This is a genomic window from Cupriavidus gilardii (genome assembly GCF_013314895.1).
Lineage (GTDB): Bacteria > Pseudomonadota > Gammaproteobacteria > Burkholderiales > Burkholderiaceae > Cupriavidus > Cupriavidus gilardii_C.
On the sequence record NZ_JABTYE010000018.1, the window covers coordinates 30,745 to 43,762 of the forward strand.

General features: G+C 65.5%; 17 protein-coding genes. 14 read left to right on the forward strand and 3 right to left on the reverse strand.

All coding sequences use genetic code 11. The features are described 5' to 3' along the window. Nucleotides 1-4 precede the first annotated feature (4 nt). The 14 genes from rplR to dsbD all read left to right on the forward strand — a co-directional run bounded on the left by rplR (nt 5) and on the right by dsbD (nt 9,395). Entirely contained in the window at nt 5-361 is a 357-nt protein-coding gene (gene rplR, locus HTY53_RS17590) for a 50S ribosomal protein L18 (RefSeq protein ID WP_053822676.1), read from the forward strand. Between the two features lie 21 nt (nt 362-382). Next, nucleotides 383-901, forward strand: a complete 519-nt coding sequence (rpsE, locus tag HTY53_RS17595) for a 30S ribosomal protein S5 (RefSeq protein ID WP_006576230.1) — start codon at nt 383-385, stop codon at nt 899-901. A 14-nt stretch (nt 902-915) separates the two neighbouring features. Beyond that, a complete protein-coding gene (gene rpmD, locus HTY53_RS17600) occupies nt 916-1,098 on the forward strand; it encodes a 50S ribosomal protein L30 (protein ID WP_174107812.1) in 183 nt (60 codons plus the stop codon). Between the two features lie 33 nt (nt 1,099-1,131). After that, nucleotides 1,132-1,566 carry a 50S ribosomal protein L15 gene (rplO, locus tag HTY53_RS17605; protein WP_174107813.1) on the forward strand — a complete coding sequence of 145 codons (435 nt, stop codon included), beginning with the start codon at nt 1,132-1,134 and terminating at the stop codon, nt 1,564-1,566. A gap of 46 nt (nt 1,567-1,612) precedes the next feature. Then, a complete protein-coding gene (gene secY / locus HTY53_RS17610) occupies nt 1,613-2,956 on the forward strand; it encodes a preprotein translocase subunit SecY (protein WP_149319742.1) in 1,344 nt (447 codons plus the stop codon). Nucleotides 2,957-2,978: 22 nt separating this feature from the next. Next, entirely contained in the window at nt 2,979-3,197 is a 219-nt protein-coding gene (gene infA / locus HTY53_RS17615; RefSeq protein WP_006577442.1) for a translation initiation factor IF-1, read from the forward strand. A gap of 32 nt (nt 3,198-3,229) precedes the next feature. Next, the gene (gene rpmJ, locus HTY53_RS17620; protein WP_006160433.1) at nt 3,230-3,346 is read left to right on the forward strand and encodes a 50S ribosomal protein L36; all 117 of its coding nucleotides are present in this window, start codon (nt 3,230-3,232) and stop codon (nt 3,344-3,346) included. Nucleotides 3,347-3,365: 19 nt separating this feature from the next. After that, on the forward strand, nt 3,366-3,731 hold the full coding sequence (rpsM, locus tag HTY53_RS17625) for a 30S ribosomal protein S13 (RefSeq protein WP_006577443.1): 366 nt from the start codon (nt 3,366-3,368) through the stop codon (nt 3,729-3,731). Between the two features lie 25 nt (nt 3,732-3,756). Then, complete coding sequence (gene rpsK, locus HTY53_RS17630) at nt 3,757-4,158, forward strand: 30S ribosomal protein S11 (RefSeq protein WP_023264857.1); 402 nt, start codon at nt 3,757-3,759, stop codon at nt 4,156-4,158. 283 nt (nt 4,159-4,441) lie between these two features. After that, nucleotides 4,442-5,065 (forward strand): 30S ribosomal protein S4, encoded by a 624-nt coding sequence (gene rpsD, locus HTY53_RS17635; RefSeq protein WP_174107814.1) that lies wholly within the window; start codon nt 4,442-4,444, stop codon nt 5,063-5,065. A 178-nt stretch (nt 5,066-5,243) separates the two neighbouring features. Further along, complete coding sequence (locus HTY53_RS17640) at nt 5,244-6,224, forward strand: DNA-directed RNA polymerase subunit alpha (protein ID WP_149319741.1); 981 nt, start codon at nt 5,244-5,246, stop codon at nt 6,222-6,224. A 161-nt stretch (nt 6,225-6,385) separates the two neighbouring features. Beyond that, nucleotides 6,386-6,781: a 50S ribosomal protein L17 gene (gene rplQ, locus HTY53_RS17645; RefSeq protein WP_006577446.1), complete on the forward strand. Its 396-nt coding sequence runs from the start codon at nt 6,386-6,388 to the stop codon at nt 6,779-6,781. Nucleotides 6,782-6,922: 141 nt separating this feature from the next. Then, a complete protein-coding gene (gene cutA, locus HTY53_RS17650; protein WP_254600006.1) occupies nt 6,923-7,285 on the forward strand; it encodes a divalent-cation tolerance protein CutA in 363 nt (120 codons plus the stop codon). A 124-nt stretch (nt 7,286-7,409) separates the two neighbouring features. After that, nucleotides 7,410-9,395, forward strand: a complete 1,986-nt coding sequence (gene dsbD / locus HTY53_RS17655; protein WP_371558768.1) for a protein-disulfide reductase DsbD — start codon at nt 7,410-7,412, stop codon at nt 9,393-9,395. 79 nt (nt 9,396-9,474) lie between these two features. Here dsbD and HTY53_RS17660 read toward each other — a convergent pair whose 3' ends face one another. The 3 genes from HTY53_RS17660 to yihA all read right to left on the reverse strand — a co-directional run bounded on the left by HTY53_RS17660 (nt 9,475) and on the right by yihA (nt 12,870). After that, complete coding sequence (locus tag HTY53_RS17660; protein ID WP_174107815.1) at nt 9,475-10,812, reverse strand: magnesium transporter CorA family protein; 1,338 nt, start codon at nt 10,810-10,812, stop codon at nt 9,475-9,477. 10 nt (nt 10,813-10,822) lie between these two features. Beyond that, nucleotides 10,823-11,815 (reverse strand): porphobilinogen synthase, encoded by a 993-nt coding sequence (gene hemB / locus HTY53_RS17665; protein ID WP_174107816.1) that lies wholly within the window; start codon nt 11,813-11,815, stop codon nt 10,823-10,825. Between the two features lie 296 nt (nt 11,816-12,111). Continuing rightward, nucleotides 12,112-12,870, reverse strand: a complete 759-nt coding sequence (gene yihA, locus HTY53_RS17670) for a ribosome biogenesis GTP-binding protein YihA/YsxC (RefSeq protein ID WP_174107817.1) — start codon at nt 12,868-12,870, stop codon at nt 12,112-12,114. Nucleotides 12,871-13,018: the final 148 nt, after the last annotated feature.

Sequence of the window (13,018 nt, forward strand, 5' to 3'; positions counted from 1 at the left end):
AGTGATGAACAAGAAAGACGCTCGTTTGCGCCGTGCACGTCAGACCCGCGCCAAGATTGCCGAGCTGAAGGTCAATCGTCTGACTGTGTTCCGTACGAATTCGCATATTTACGCTCAGGTCTACTCGCCGTGCGGCACCCAGGTGGTGGCGTCGGCTTCGACCGTCGAAGCAGAAGTGCGCAAGGAACTGACCGGCAGCGGTGCCACTACCGCTGCTGCCACCGTGATCGGCAAGCGCATCGCCGAGAAGGCGAAAGCCGCCGGCGTGGAAACCGTGGCGTTCGATCGCGCCGGCTTCCGCTTCCACGGTCGCGTGAAGGCTCTGGCTGACGCTGCCCGCGAAGCCGGCCTCAAGTTCTAAGCGCAGAGAGAGAGATACGTCATGGCAAAGATGCAAGCAAAAGTCCAGCAGGACGAACGCGACGACGGCCTCCGCGAGAAGATGATCTCGGTCAACCGCGTCACCAAGGTGGTGAAGGGCGGCCGGATTCTCGGTTTCGCTGCGCTGACCGTGGTTGGTGACGGCGATGGCCGCATCGGCATGGGCAAGGGCAAGGCGAAGGAAGTGCCGGTGGCCGTGCAGAAGGCAATGGACGAAGCCCGTCGCAAGATGGTCAAGGTCCCGCTGAAGAACGGCACGCTGCAGCACGAAGTCGTCGGCAAGCATGGCGCCGCCAAGGTGCTGATGATGCCGGCCAAGGAAGGTACCGGCGTGATCGCCGGCGGCCCGATGCGCGCGATCTTCGAAGTGATGGGCGTGACCAACGTGGTCACCAAGTCGCACGGCTCGACCAACCCGTACAACATGGTTCGCGCCACGCTGGACGGTCTGCAGAAGATGAGCACCCCGGGCGAAATTGCTGCCAAGCGCGGCAAGTCGGTCGAAGACATCCTCGGCTAAGGCAGGTGAACGAAATGTCGCAGAAAACTGTAAAAGTGCAGCTCGTGCGCAGCCTGATCGGCACGCGTGAGGATCATCGCGCCACCGTTCGTGGTCTGGGCCTGCGCCGTGTCAACTCGGTGTCGGAACTGCAGGACACGCCGGCCGTGCGCGGCATGATCAACAAGGTCTCGTACCTGGTGAAGGTCCTCGGCTGAGCCCCGGGCTGAGTTCGGGATATGGAGAGCAATATGCAACTGAACAACCTGAAACCGGCCGCCGGTTCGAAGCACGCCAAGCGTCGCGTCGGCCGCGGTATCGGCTCCGGCCTGGGCAAGACCGCCGGTCGCGGTCACAAGGGTCAGAAGTCGCGTTCGGGCGGCTTCCATAAGGTCGGCTTCGAAGGCGGCCAGATGCCGCTGTACCGTCGCCTGCCGAAGCGCGGCTTCACGTCGCTGACCAAGGCGTTTACCGCCGAAGTCACGCTGCGTGATCTGGAGCGCCTGGAAGCGGCCGAGGTCGATCTGCTGGTTCTGAAGCAGGCTGGCCTGGTCGGCGACCTGGTCAAGAGCGCGAAGGTCATCAAGGCCGGCGAGCTGACTCGCAAGGTGACGATCAAGGGTCTGGGTGCCACTGCTGGCGCCAAGGCAGCGATCGAAGCCGCGGGCGGTCAGATCGCGGAGTAAGTAAGCAGATTTCGCAGCATAGGCGAGTCACAAGTCGGAGCATCGTTTGGCCACGGCGAAACCCAATGCAAGCGCACAGGCCAGGAACACGGCGAAGTACGGCGATCTCAAGCGCCGGCTGATGTTCCTGGTGCTGGCCCTGATCGTCTACCGCATCGGTGCGCATATACCGGTGCCGGGAATCGATCCGGAGCAACTGGCGCAGCTGTTCCAGAGTCAGTCGGGTGGCATCCTCGGGATGTTCAACCTGTTCTCGGGAGGCGCGCTGTCGCGCTTCACCGTGTTCGCGCTCGGCATCATGCCGTACATCTCGGCGTCGATCATCATGCAGCTGCTGACGATCGTGCTGCCGCAGCTGGAATCGCTGAAGAAGGAAGGGCAGGCCGGACAGCGGAAGATCACCCAGTACACCCGTTACGGGACCGTGCTGCTGGCGACCTTCCAGGCGTTCTCGATCGCGGTCGCGCTCGAATCGCAACCCGGCCTGGTGATCGACCCCGGCATGATGTTCCGCGCTACCGCGGTGATCACGCTGGTGACCGGCACGATGTTCCTGATGTGGCTGGGTGAGCAGATCACCGAGCGCGGACTGGGCAACGGCATTTCGATCATCATCTTCGGCGGTATCGCGGCGGGCTTGCCCAATGCGATCGGCGGGCTGTTCGAACTGGTCCGTACCGGCTCGATGAGCATCATCGCGGCGATCTTCATCGTGGCGATCGTGATCGCGGTGACGTTTGCGGTGGTGTTCGTCGAACGCGGCCAGCGCAAGATCCTGGTGAACTACGCCAAGCGTCAGGTCGGCAACAAGGTGTACGGCGGTCAGTCGTCGCACCTGCCGCTGAAGCTGAACATGGCAGGGGTGATTCCGCCGATCTTCGCATCGTCGATCATCCTGTTCCCGGCGACGATCGCGGGCTGGTTCACGTCGGATTCGACCGGCGCCGTGGGCAGGTTCATCAAGGATCTGGCCGCGACCCTGTCGCCCGGCCAACCGGTGTACATCCTGCTCTATGCTGCGGCAATCGTGTTCTTCTGCTTCTTCTATACGGCGTTGGTGTACAACAGCCGGGAAGTTGCGGACAACCTGAAGAAAAGCGGTGCCTTCATTCCGGGCATCCGTCCTGGCGAGCAGACGACGCGCTATATCGACAAGATTCTGGTGCGACTGACGCTGGCTGGTGCGATCTACATCACACTGGTCTGCCTGTTGCCGGAATTCCTGGTGCTGCGCTGGAACGTGCCGTTCTATTTCGGCGGAACTTCGCTGCTGATCATCGTGGTCGTCACGATGGACTTCATGGCCCAGGTTCAGTCCTACGTCATGTCGCAGCAGTATGAGTCGTTGCTGAAGAAGGCCAATTTCAAAGGTAACCTGACTTTGCGCTGAGCCGGGTCAGGACAGGCTAGGTATGGCTAAAGACGACGTCATCCAGATGCAGGGTGAGGTAATCGAAAACCTGCCCAATGCGACCTTCAGGGTGAAGCTGGAAAATGGCCATGTCGTGCTGGGCCATATCTCCGGGAAGATGCGGATGCACTACATCCGCATCCTGCCGGGGGACAAAGTTACGGTCGAATTGACGCCATACGATCTGTCACGCGCGCGCATCGTCTTCAGGACGAAGTGAGCCGAAACAGGAATTGAAGGAAGAGGAAAATCATGAAAGTGCTGGCTTCTGTTAAGCGCATTTGCCGCAACTGCAAAGTTATCAAGCGCAACGGTGTCGTGCGCGTGATCTGCTCGTCGGATCCCCGCCACAAGCAACGCCAAGGCTAATCGTAAAGAGGATTGACGAATGGCACGTATCGCAGGGGTTAACATCCCGAATCACAAGCATACCGAGATCGGCCTGACGGCGATTTACGGTATCGGCCGCTCGCGCGCTCGCAAGATTTGCGAGGCCACTGGCGTTCCTTTTGACAAGAAGGTCAAGGATCTGACCGACGCCGACCTGGAAAAGCTTCGCGACGAAGTGGGCAAGGTCACGGTCGAGGGTGACCTGCGTCGTGAAACCACGATGAACATCAAGCGTCTGATGGACCTTGGTTGCTATCGTGGCCTGCGTCACCGCCGCGGCCTGCCGCTGCGTGGCCAGCGCACCCGCACGAACGCCCGTACCCGCAAGGGTCCGCGTAAGGCCGGCGTGGCTCTGAAGAAGTAACGCCCAAGGCAGAGGAAGATAACTAATGGCAAAAGGTCCGAACAACGCCGCCCAGCGCGCGCGTAAGAAGGTCAAGAAGAACGTCGCCGACGGCATCGCGCACGTCCACGCCTCGTTCAACAACACGATCATCACGATCACCGACCGTCAGGGCAATGCCCTGTCGTGGGCGACCTCGGGTGGCCAGGGCTTCAAGGGTTCGCGCAAGTCGACCCCGTTCGCAGCCCAGGTTGCTGCCGAAAACGCCGGCCGCGTGGCGCAAGACCAGGGCATCAAGAACCTGGAAGTGCGCATCAAGGGCCCGGGCCCGGGTCGCGAATCGGCTGTCCGCGCGCTGAACGCGCTGGGCATCAAGATCGCCGTGATCGAAGACGTCACGCCGGTGCCGCACAACGGCTGCCGTCCGCCGAAGCGCCGCCGTATCTAAGCGCCAGGCATCGCCGGACCCGCGCCGGATTTTCCGGGCGCGGGTCCTGTCGTTCCTGTTGTGATAGAATGCCGCGTTTTGTCGGCGAGGCATCCGCGCCAGCGGCTGCTGCCGGACAGATCGTCGGAATTCCGTGCGAATTCATAGTGTGGCGCGCAGCCGTCGGGCCGCGCGCGTTGGATAAGCCCACCGTTCGCCGTCACCGCCTTTCCGGGCGGATGTAGCAGGCGGACTCGCGGCGCGTCGATCCTGGCGTCGCGATCGAATCAGTAAGGAAGATAAAGTGGCACGTTATACCGGCCCGAAGGCCAAACTTTCCCGCCGTGAAGGCACCGACCTGTTCCTGAAGAGCGCGCGCCGCTCGCTCGCCGACAAGTGCAAGCTGGACAGCAAGCCGGGCCAGCACGGCCGTACCTCGGGCGCCCGTACCTCGGACTACGGCACCCAGCTGCGTGAAAAGCAGAAGGTCAAGCGCATCTACGGCGTGCTCGAGCGCCAGTTCCGCCGCTACTTTGCCGAGGCCGACCGCCGCAAGGGCAATACCGGCGAGAACCTGCTGCAACTGCTGGAAACACGCCTGGACAACGTCGTGTACCGGATGGGCTTTGGCTCGACCCGTGCCGAAGCGCGCCAGCTGGTGTCGCACAAGGCGATCCTGGTCAACGGCCAGACCCTGAACGTGCCGTCGGCGCAGATCAAGGTCGGCGACGTGGTGTCGATCCGCGAACAGGCCAAGAAGCAGGCTCGTATCGCCGAGTCGCTGTCGCTGGCCGAGCAGTCGGGCTTCCCGACCTGGGTGGCTGTCGATGCCAAGAAGTTCGAAGGCACCTTCAAGCAAGTGCCGGATCGCGCCGATATCTCGGGCGACATCAACGAAAGCCTGATCGTCGAATTGTATTCGCGTTAATCGCCCGGACCCGTTCGCCTACAACGGCCGCGGCTTGCGATTTCTCGTCGAGCTCCATCTCCAGCCCGGCGCGCTTCGGCGCGCCGGGCTTATTGCCCATCGTACGATGGGTTTTTTCGGGTTCCAAAACTCAGCCTTATCGGTGTAACGAGCCGAGGGTATTGAAAAGGACAACCTAATGCAAACAGCACTCCTCAAGCCAAAAATCATCGCCGTCGAGCCGCTGGGCGATCATCACGCCAAAGTCGTGATGGAGCCGTTCGAGCGCGGCTACGGCCATACGCTCGGTAACGCCCTGCGTCGCGTGCTGCTGTCGTCCATGGTCGGCTATGCCCCGACCGAAGTGACGATCGCTGGGGTGGTCCACGAATATTCCACCATCGACGGCGTGCAGGAAGACGTCGTCAACCTGCTGCTGAACCTGAAGGGCGTCGTCTTCAAGCTGCACAACCGCGATGAAGTCACGGTGTCGCTGCGCAAGGAAGGCGAAGGCGTGGTGACGGCCGCCGATATCGAGCTGCCGCACGATGTCGAGATCATCAACCCCGGCCACGTGATCGCCCATCTGTCCGCCGGCGGCAAGCTGGACATGCAGATCAAGGTCGAACAGGGCCGTGGCTATGTGCCGGGCAACGTTCGCAAGTTCGGCGACGAGTCGAACAAGGTGATCGGCCGCATCGTGCTGGACGCCTCGTTCTCGCCGGTGCGCCGCGTTTCGTACGCGGTCGAATCGGCTCGTGTCGAGCAGCGTACCGACCTGGACAAGCTGGTGATGAACATCGAAACCGACGGCGTGATCTCGCCCGAGGAAGCGATCCGTCAATCGGCACGCATTCTGGTCGACCAGCTGTCCGTGTTCGCCGCGCTGGAAGGCACCGAGTCGTCGGCGGAAGCCGCTTCGAGCCGCGCGCCGCAGATCGACCCGATCCTGCTGCGCCCGGTCGACGACCTGGAGCTGACGGTGCGCTCGGCCAACTGCCTGAAGGCCGAGAACATCTACTACATCGGCGACCTGATCCAGCGTACCGAGAACGAGCTGCTGAAGACCCCGAACCTGGGTCGCAAGTCGCTCAACGAGATCAAGGAAGTCCTCGCTTCGCGTGGCCTGACGCTCGGCATGAAGCTCGAGAACTGGCCGCCCGCAGGCCTGGAGAAGTAATCTGCGCGGCGGGCGCCGGTCGGCGCCCGTTGCCAGTCCCTGCCGCTTCGGCCAGATGGCCTGGCGGCGCAAACCGACTACCGGCCCGCGCCGGCACGCTCCGACCGGAATGTGCTGGCGATAGAAGAGCTGGTCAAACACTGTTCTAGAAAGGAATCATCATGCGTCACCGTCATGGTTTGCGGAAACTGAACCGCACCTCGTCGCACCGTCTCGCGATGCTGCGCAACATGTCCAACTCGCTGTTCCAGCACGAGCTGATCAAGACCACGCTGCCGAAGGCCAAGGAACTGCGCAAGGTCGTCGAGCCGCTGATCACGCTGGCCAAGAAGGACACCGTCGCCAACCGCCGTCTGGCTTTCGCCCGCCTGCGCGACCGCGACATGGTCACCAAGCTGTTCAACGAACTGGGCCCGCGCTACGCCACTCGTCCGGGCGGCTACACCCGCATCCTGAAGTTCGGCTTCCGTCAGGGCGACAACGCGCCGATGGCGCTGGTCGAGCTGGTCGATCGTCCGGAAGTGACCGAGGCCCCGGCCGAGGAAGCTGCGGAGTAAGACTTCGCCCCGTTCGTCCGATCGTCGATCCCGACGCGGCGGCCGCCACGGGCGCCGCGAATGGACGAACCGCTTACAATCGAGCCAGGCAATCGCCTGGCTCTTTTGTTTTCTGGCCGGGCGTCATGCAAGGAGCTGTCGATGGACGCAATACAGCCGTCTTTGCAGGCGGGCATGGATGCTTCGCAGGCATTGGTCGTGATCACCACGCTGCCGGACGAGGACAGCGCCGCGGCATTGACCCGCGCGCTGCTGGAGGCGCGGGTTGCCGCTTGCGTGAACCGCTTGCCGGCATGCGAGTCGCAGTACTGGTGGCAAGGGGCGATCGAAACCGCGCGCGAACTGCCGCTGCTGATCAAGACCACGCGGGCGCGCTACGACGCGCTCGAAGCGGTCATACGCCAGCACCATCCCTATGACGTGCCCGAGATCGTCGCGTTGCCCGTGATGGCGGGGCTGCCGGCCTATCTCGACTGGGTACGCGAGCAGACCGCAGCGACATAGCGCAAAGAGACGCAGCGCGCAGAGACACAGCGGAGAGACACAGCGCAGAGACACAGCGCGCAGAGATACAGCGCACAGAGACGTGGCGCAGCGACATAACCAATAACAGGCAGGAAACCGAACGATGGGCAGCAGCTTGGGGGCGATGGACAGGGTCGGGCGGCAGGGAGCGCAACGCTGGCGAAGCTGGCAAACGCTGGCCGCGATCGCGCTGGCGATGCTGGCGGCCTGGCTGTGCCTTGGCGCCGGACTCGCCCGTGCCGCCGATCAGGACGACTTCCTGCCGCCCGAACAGGCGTTCCGCTTCGCCGCCCGCACCATCGATGCGCGTACCGTCGAGGTCCGCTTCGATGTCGCGCCGGGCTACTACATGTACCGCGAACGCTTCGCCTTCGCCGCGCAACCGGCGCAGGTCAAGCTCGGCGCGCCCGCGCTGCCGGCCGGCAAGGTCAAGTTCGACGAGACCTTCGGCAAGGAGATGGAGACCTACCGCGACACGGTGACCATCCGCGTGCCGGTCGAGTCCGCGCCCGAGGACGGCAAATGGACGCTGGTCGTGACCTCGCAGGGCTGCGCGGACAAGGGCCTGTGCTATCCGCCGATGGAGAGCGTCTACCAGGTCGGCGGTGGCGCCGGCATTGGCGCGCTTCTCGGCGGCCGTTCCAATGCCACGTCTTCCATCGCGGCCGCCACGCCGCTCTCCTCGGGCGCCGGCGGCGCCGGCCTGAGCGCCGAAACCAGCGCCGCAACCAGCGCCGTAACGAGCGCCGTAACGAGCGCCGACTCCGGCAAGGCGGTGGACGACAGCGGCCGCATCGCGGCGACGCTCGCCGGCGGTCAGCTGCTGACCATCGTCGCGCTGTTCTTCGGCCTCGGCCTGCTGCTGACCTTCACCCCCTGCGTGCTGCCGATGGTGCCGATCCTGTCGTCGATCGTGGTCGGCGAACATCTGCACCGCGGCCGCGCCTTCGTGGTGTCGCTGGCCTATGTGCTCGGCATGGCGGTGGTGTACACCGCGGTGGGCGTCGCCGCGGGGCTGATCGGCGAAGGGCTGGCGGCGACGCTGCAGCAGCCGTGGGTGCTGGCGCTGTTTGCCGCGCTGATGGTGGCCCTGGCGCTGTCGATGTTCGGCCTCTATGAACTGCAGCTGCCGCAGCGCTGGCAGACGCGGCTTGCCGACTCGGCCAATCGCCGCCCGGGCGGCCAGATTGCCGGTGCCGCGGCGATGGGCGCAATCTCCGCCCTGATCGTCGGCCCCTGCGTAACCGCGCCGCTGGCCGGCGCGCTGGCCTATATCGCGCAGAGCGGCGACGCCTGGACCGGCGGCACCGCGTTGTTTTCGATGGCGATCGGCATGGGGGTGCCGCTGCTGCTGGTCGGCGTCGGCGCCGGCAATCTGCTGCCGCGCGCCGGCCGCTGGATGGAAGCGACCAAGCGCGTGTTCGGCTTCCTGCTGCTCGGGGTCGCGCTGTGGATGATCGGGCCGGTGCTGCCGGCCTGGCTGTCGATGCTCGGCTGGGCGACGCTGCTGCTGGTCGGCGCGGTGTTTCTGCGGGCCTTCGATGGCCTGGGCAATGAGCCGCATCCGGTGGCGCGGCTCGGCAAGGGGCTGGGCGTGCTGTCCGCGCTGGCCGGCGCGATCCTGCTGGTCGGCCTGGCCTCCGGTAGCCGCAATCCGCTGCAGCCGCTGTCGCATCTGGTGGCGGGCGCCCGCGACGGGGCGCCGGCGGCGGAGGCGGTACGTTTCGAACGGGTTCGCTCGGTGGCCGAGCTCGATGCCCGCATCGCGCAGGCCAGCGCCGCCGGCAAGCCGGTGCTGCTGGACTTCTATGCGGACTGGTGCGTCAGCTGCAAGGAGATGGAGCGCTTCACCTTCAGCGATCCGCGCGTGCGGGCACGGCTGGCGGACGTGGTGATGCTGCAGGCCGACGTGACGGCCAACAACGCCGACGACAAGGCCCTGCTGAAGCGCTTCGGCCTGTTCGGCCCGCCGGGCATCATCCTGTTCGGCGACGACGGACGCGAGCTGCCGGTGCGGGTGATCGGCTATCAGGCCGCCGGGCGATTCCTGGCCAGCCTGGAACGCGCGTTCGGTCCGGCGGGCGCCTGACGCAGCGCGATGTCCGGTGCCGAGCACCGGCGCCGCATCACTCCCGCTGAATCATTGGCGCCGAATCATCCGCGCTAAATCACTCCCGCCACAGCCAGCGGCCGACCGCCCACATCGCCGCGATTCCGACCACCACCGCACCCATCAACGAGATCGACCACCAGAAGCCGCTGGGCTCCTGCAGCCACGGCATGCGCTCGAAGTTCATGCCGAAGATGCCGGTGATCAGCGTCAGCGGCATGAACAGCGCGGTGATCATCGTCAGCATCCGCATCGTGCGGTTGGTCCGGTGCGCGACCGCGGAGAAGTGGATCTGCACCGCGGATTCGATCGAGTCCTCGAGGCGCCGCGCATGCGCCAGCACGCGCAGGATGTGTTCCATCACGTCGTTGATCCGCACCAGCAGCACCTCGTCGCGCTCGTTGGCGATGCCGCCGGCCGGGTCGCTGTAGGTGTTGTCGAGCAGGCTGTCGCGGAACTCCTGCAGCGCGTCGCGCTGTTCCTCGCACAGATGTTCGAGCCGGCGCAGCTGGATGCGCGCATCGAGCAGCCCCTCCCAGCTGGAAAAGCCGCTGCGCGCGTTGAGCAGCGCACGCTGCCAGCGGTCCAGTTGCCGCGTCAGCGGCGCGCGCAGTTCGAGATAGCGGTCGACCATCGCGTTGAGCAGCCGCAGCATCAGGTCCTCGGGGCGCGTCGGCGGACGGATGCCGTGCACCAGCGCCGTGCCGCCGTTGGCGCGGACGTCCGACCGCGGCGCGCGGGTCAGCTCGAGCAGCCGCTGGCGCACCTGCTCGATCGTGCGCGACTGGCCCGGCCGCACGGTGGCCAGCACATGGTCGAACACGAAGAAGGCCACCGGCTGCGTATCGATGCGCGCCAGTGCGGGCAGAAAGCCGGGAGGGTGGCGGCGCGGCTTTGCTGCGGCGCCGGGTGCCCCAGCCGTGGCCGCCGTCGCCCCTGGTGCCGCCGTAGTGGCTGTGGTCGCCGCAGTTGCTGCACTTGCCGCACTTGCCGCACTTGCCGCACTTGCCGCACTTGCCGCACTTGCCGCAGTCTCCGCGCCGTTGCCGTTGATCTTGGCCACTGCCGGCGCCGGCCCCTCGCTACCCGCCTCCGCAATCAGCCGGCTGGTCTCGAACGTCAGCTTGCGGAAAATCACCATGTCGTAGGCATGCGTCGTATCGAAGAACGACGGATGCGCGGCGTTGGTGGCGTCGGCCAGATGCAGGTCCAGCACCGGCGCACCGGTCAGCGTCTGCAACTGATCGCGCCACGCCGCCGGCGCGGCGCTGACCTCGGCGAGGGTGCAATCGACCCAGACGAAGCGCGGCGCGGCCTGTTCGGCGAGAAAGGCGCGCGCGGCCTCGAGCGTGTCGAGCGGATGAACCTGGCTGGCGGAGAAACCGAGCAGCTGCATGCGCGATGGATCAGCGCGCCAGCAGGCGGGCGGCGTCGAGCGCGAAATAGGTCAGGATGCCGTCGGCCCCGGCGCGGCGGAACGCCAGCAGCGATTCCATCATGACCTTGTCGTGGTCGAGCCAGCCGTTCTGCGCGGCGGCCTTCAGCATCGCGTACTCGCCGCTGACCTGGTAGACGTAGGTGGGGAAGCGGAACTCGTCCTTGACGCGGCGAACGATGTCCAGATACGGCATGCCCGGCTTGACCATCACCATGTCGGCGCCTTCCATGATGTCCTGCGCGACCTCGCGCAGCGCCTCGTCGGTGTTGGCCGGGTCCATCTGGTAGGTCATCTTGTTGCCCTTGCCCAGATTGGCAGCCGAGCCCACCGCGTCGCGGAAGGGGCCGTAGAACGCCGATGCGTACTTGGCCGAGTACGCCATGATGCGCGTGTGGATCTGGCCCGCGTCTTCGAGCGCGTTGCGCACGGCGCCGATGCGGCCGTCCATCATGTCCGACGGCGCGACGATGTCGACGCCGGCCGCGGCCTGGGTCAGCGCCTGGCGCACCAGGATCTCGACGGTCTCCTCGTTGAGCACGTAGCCGTCGGCATCGAGCACGCCGTCCTGGCCGTGGCTGGTGTACGGATCGAGCGCGACATCGGTCAGCACGCCGAGCTCGGGGAAGCGGTCCTTCAGCGCGCGCACGGCGCGCGGAATCAGCCCATCCTCCCGGGTGGCTTCGATGCCGTCGGGCGTTTTCAGCGACGGATCGATGACCGGGAACAGCGCGATCACGGGAATGCCCAGCTGCACGCATTGCTCGGCCACCGGCAGCAGCAGGTCCACCGACACGCGCTCGACGCCAGGCATCGAGGCCACGGTCTGGCGCTGGCCCTGTCCGTCGAGCACGAACACGGGATAGATCAGGTTGTCCGGCGACAGCCGGTGCTCGCGCATCAGCCGGCGCGAGAAATCGTCGCGGCGCATGCGGCGGGGGCGGAATTCGGGGAAGGTCGACATGGTGGGATCGTCAGTCAGGGGACGGCGGAGCGCAGCGGCCCACGATACCTGGGCGATCACAGCGTCACGGCGAAGGGACCGGATGTGGCAGGGGCTTGGCCTGCCGGGCGGCGGCGTCCCGCGTCCAATAAAAAACTAAACTTTTGTGCGTGCCCGCTATCATACTCGCGGACCCTTTGCGTTGCGCCGCGTGCGTGGCGCGAGGTCCCCCGCTACTCCTCCCTGAGCGGGTACCCGCCTCGCGGCGGGAATATTCCCCCCCGTTGCTTGCAGCGGGGTTTTTTTTGCGCGCTCGCTTACGACGGGGTTCCGCCGCTGCCGGGCTTGCCGGCGGGCGTGCTGCCGGCCGCTTCGTCTCCGGCCTGCGGCGTTGCATCGGCCGCCGGCCCATCATCGGCCCCCGGCGCCGCGGCCGGCTGCGCCTCCGGCAGCCCCAGCCACCCGGCGATATGGCGCTGCGCTTCCTCGATGCCGCGGCGCTTCAGGCTCGAGAACAGCTGCGCGGTCAGCAAGGGCGGGTTCTCCAGCTGGGCCGCATAGTCGGCCAGCACGCGGCGCGTCTCGCGCAGCGCCAGCGCGTTCTCGCTGCTGGTCAGCTTGTCGGCCTTGGTCAGCAGCACATGGATCGGCTTGCCGGTGGGCAGAAACCACTCGACCATCTGGCAATCGAGATCGGTGAAGGGCCGCCGCGCATCCATCATGATCACCAGCCCGGCCAGTTGCTGCCGGGCCTGCACATAGTCGCTCAGCAGCGATTGCCAGTGGTACTTGGCCGAGCCGGAGACCTGCGCATAGCCGTAGCCAGGCAGGTCGACCAGGAAGGCCAGCGGATCGGGCGCCTTGACCGGCGCCACCGCGAAAAAGTTGATGTGCTGCGTGCGGCCCGGCGTCTTCGACGAGAACGCCAGCCGCTTCTGGTTGCACAGCACGTTGATGGCGGTCGACTTGCCCGCATTGGACCGTCCGGCAAAGGCGACTTCGGGCACGGCGGTGGCCGGCAGGTCGCGCAGATGGTTGACGGTGGTGAAGAAGCGGGCCTGGTGTAGGAGAGACATGAGGGAGAGGCAGGGTCGGGGAGGCCCGCGCGGGAGTGCGCCAAGCGTCTATCCGGGAAGCGATTTATTGTACAATACCGCGGTTAACGGCCTCCCGGCCGGGTGGCGTTCGACGTTCTTTTGGCCTTGTTGGCGGCTGGCATGATCC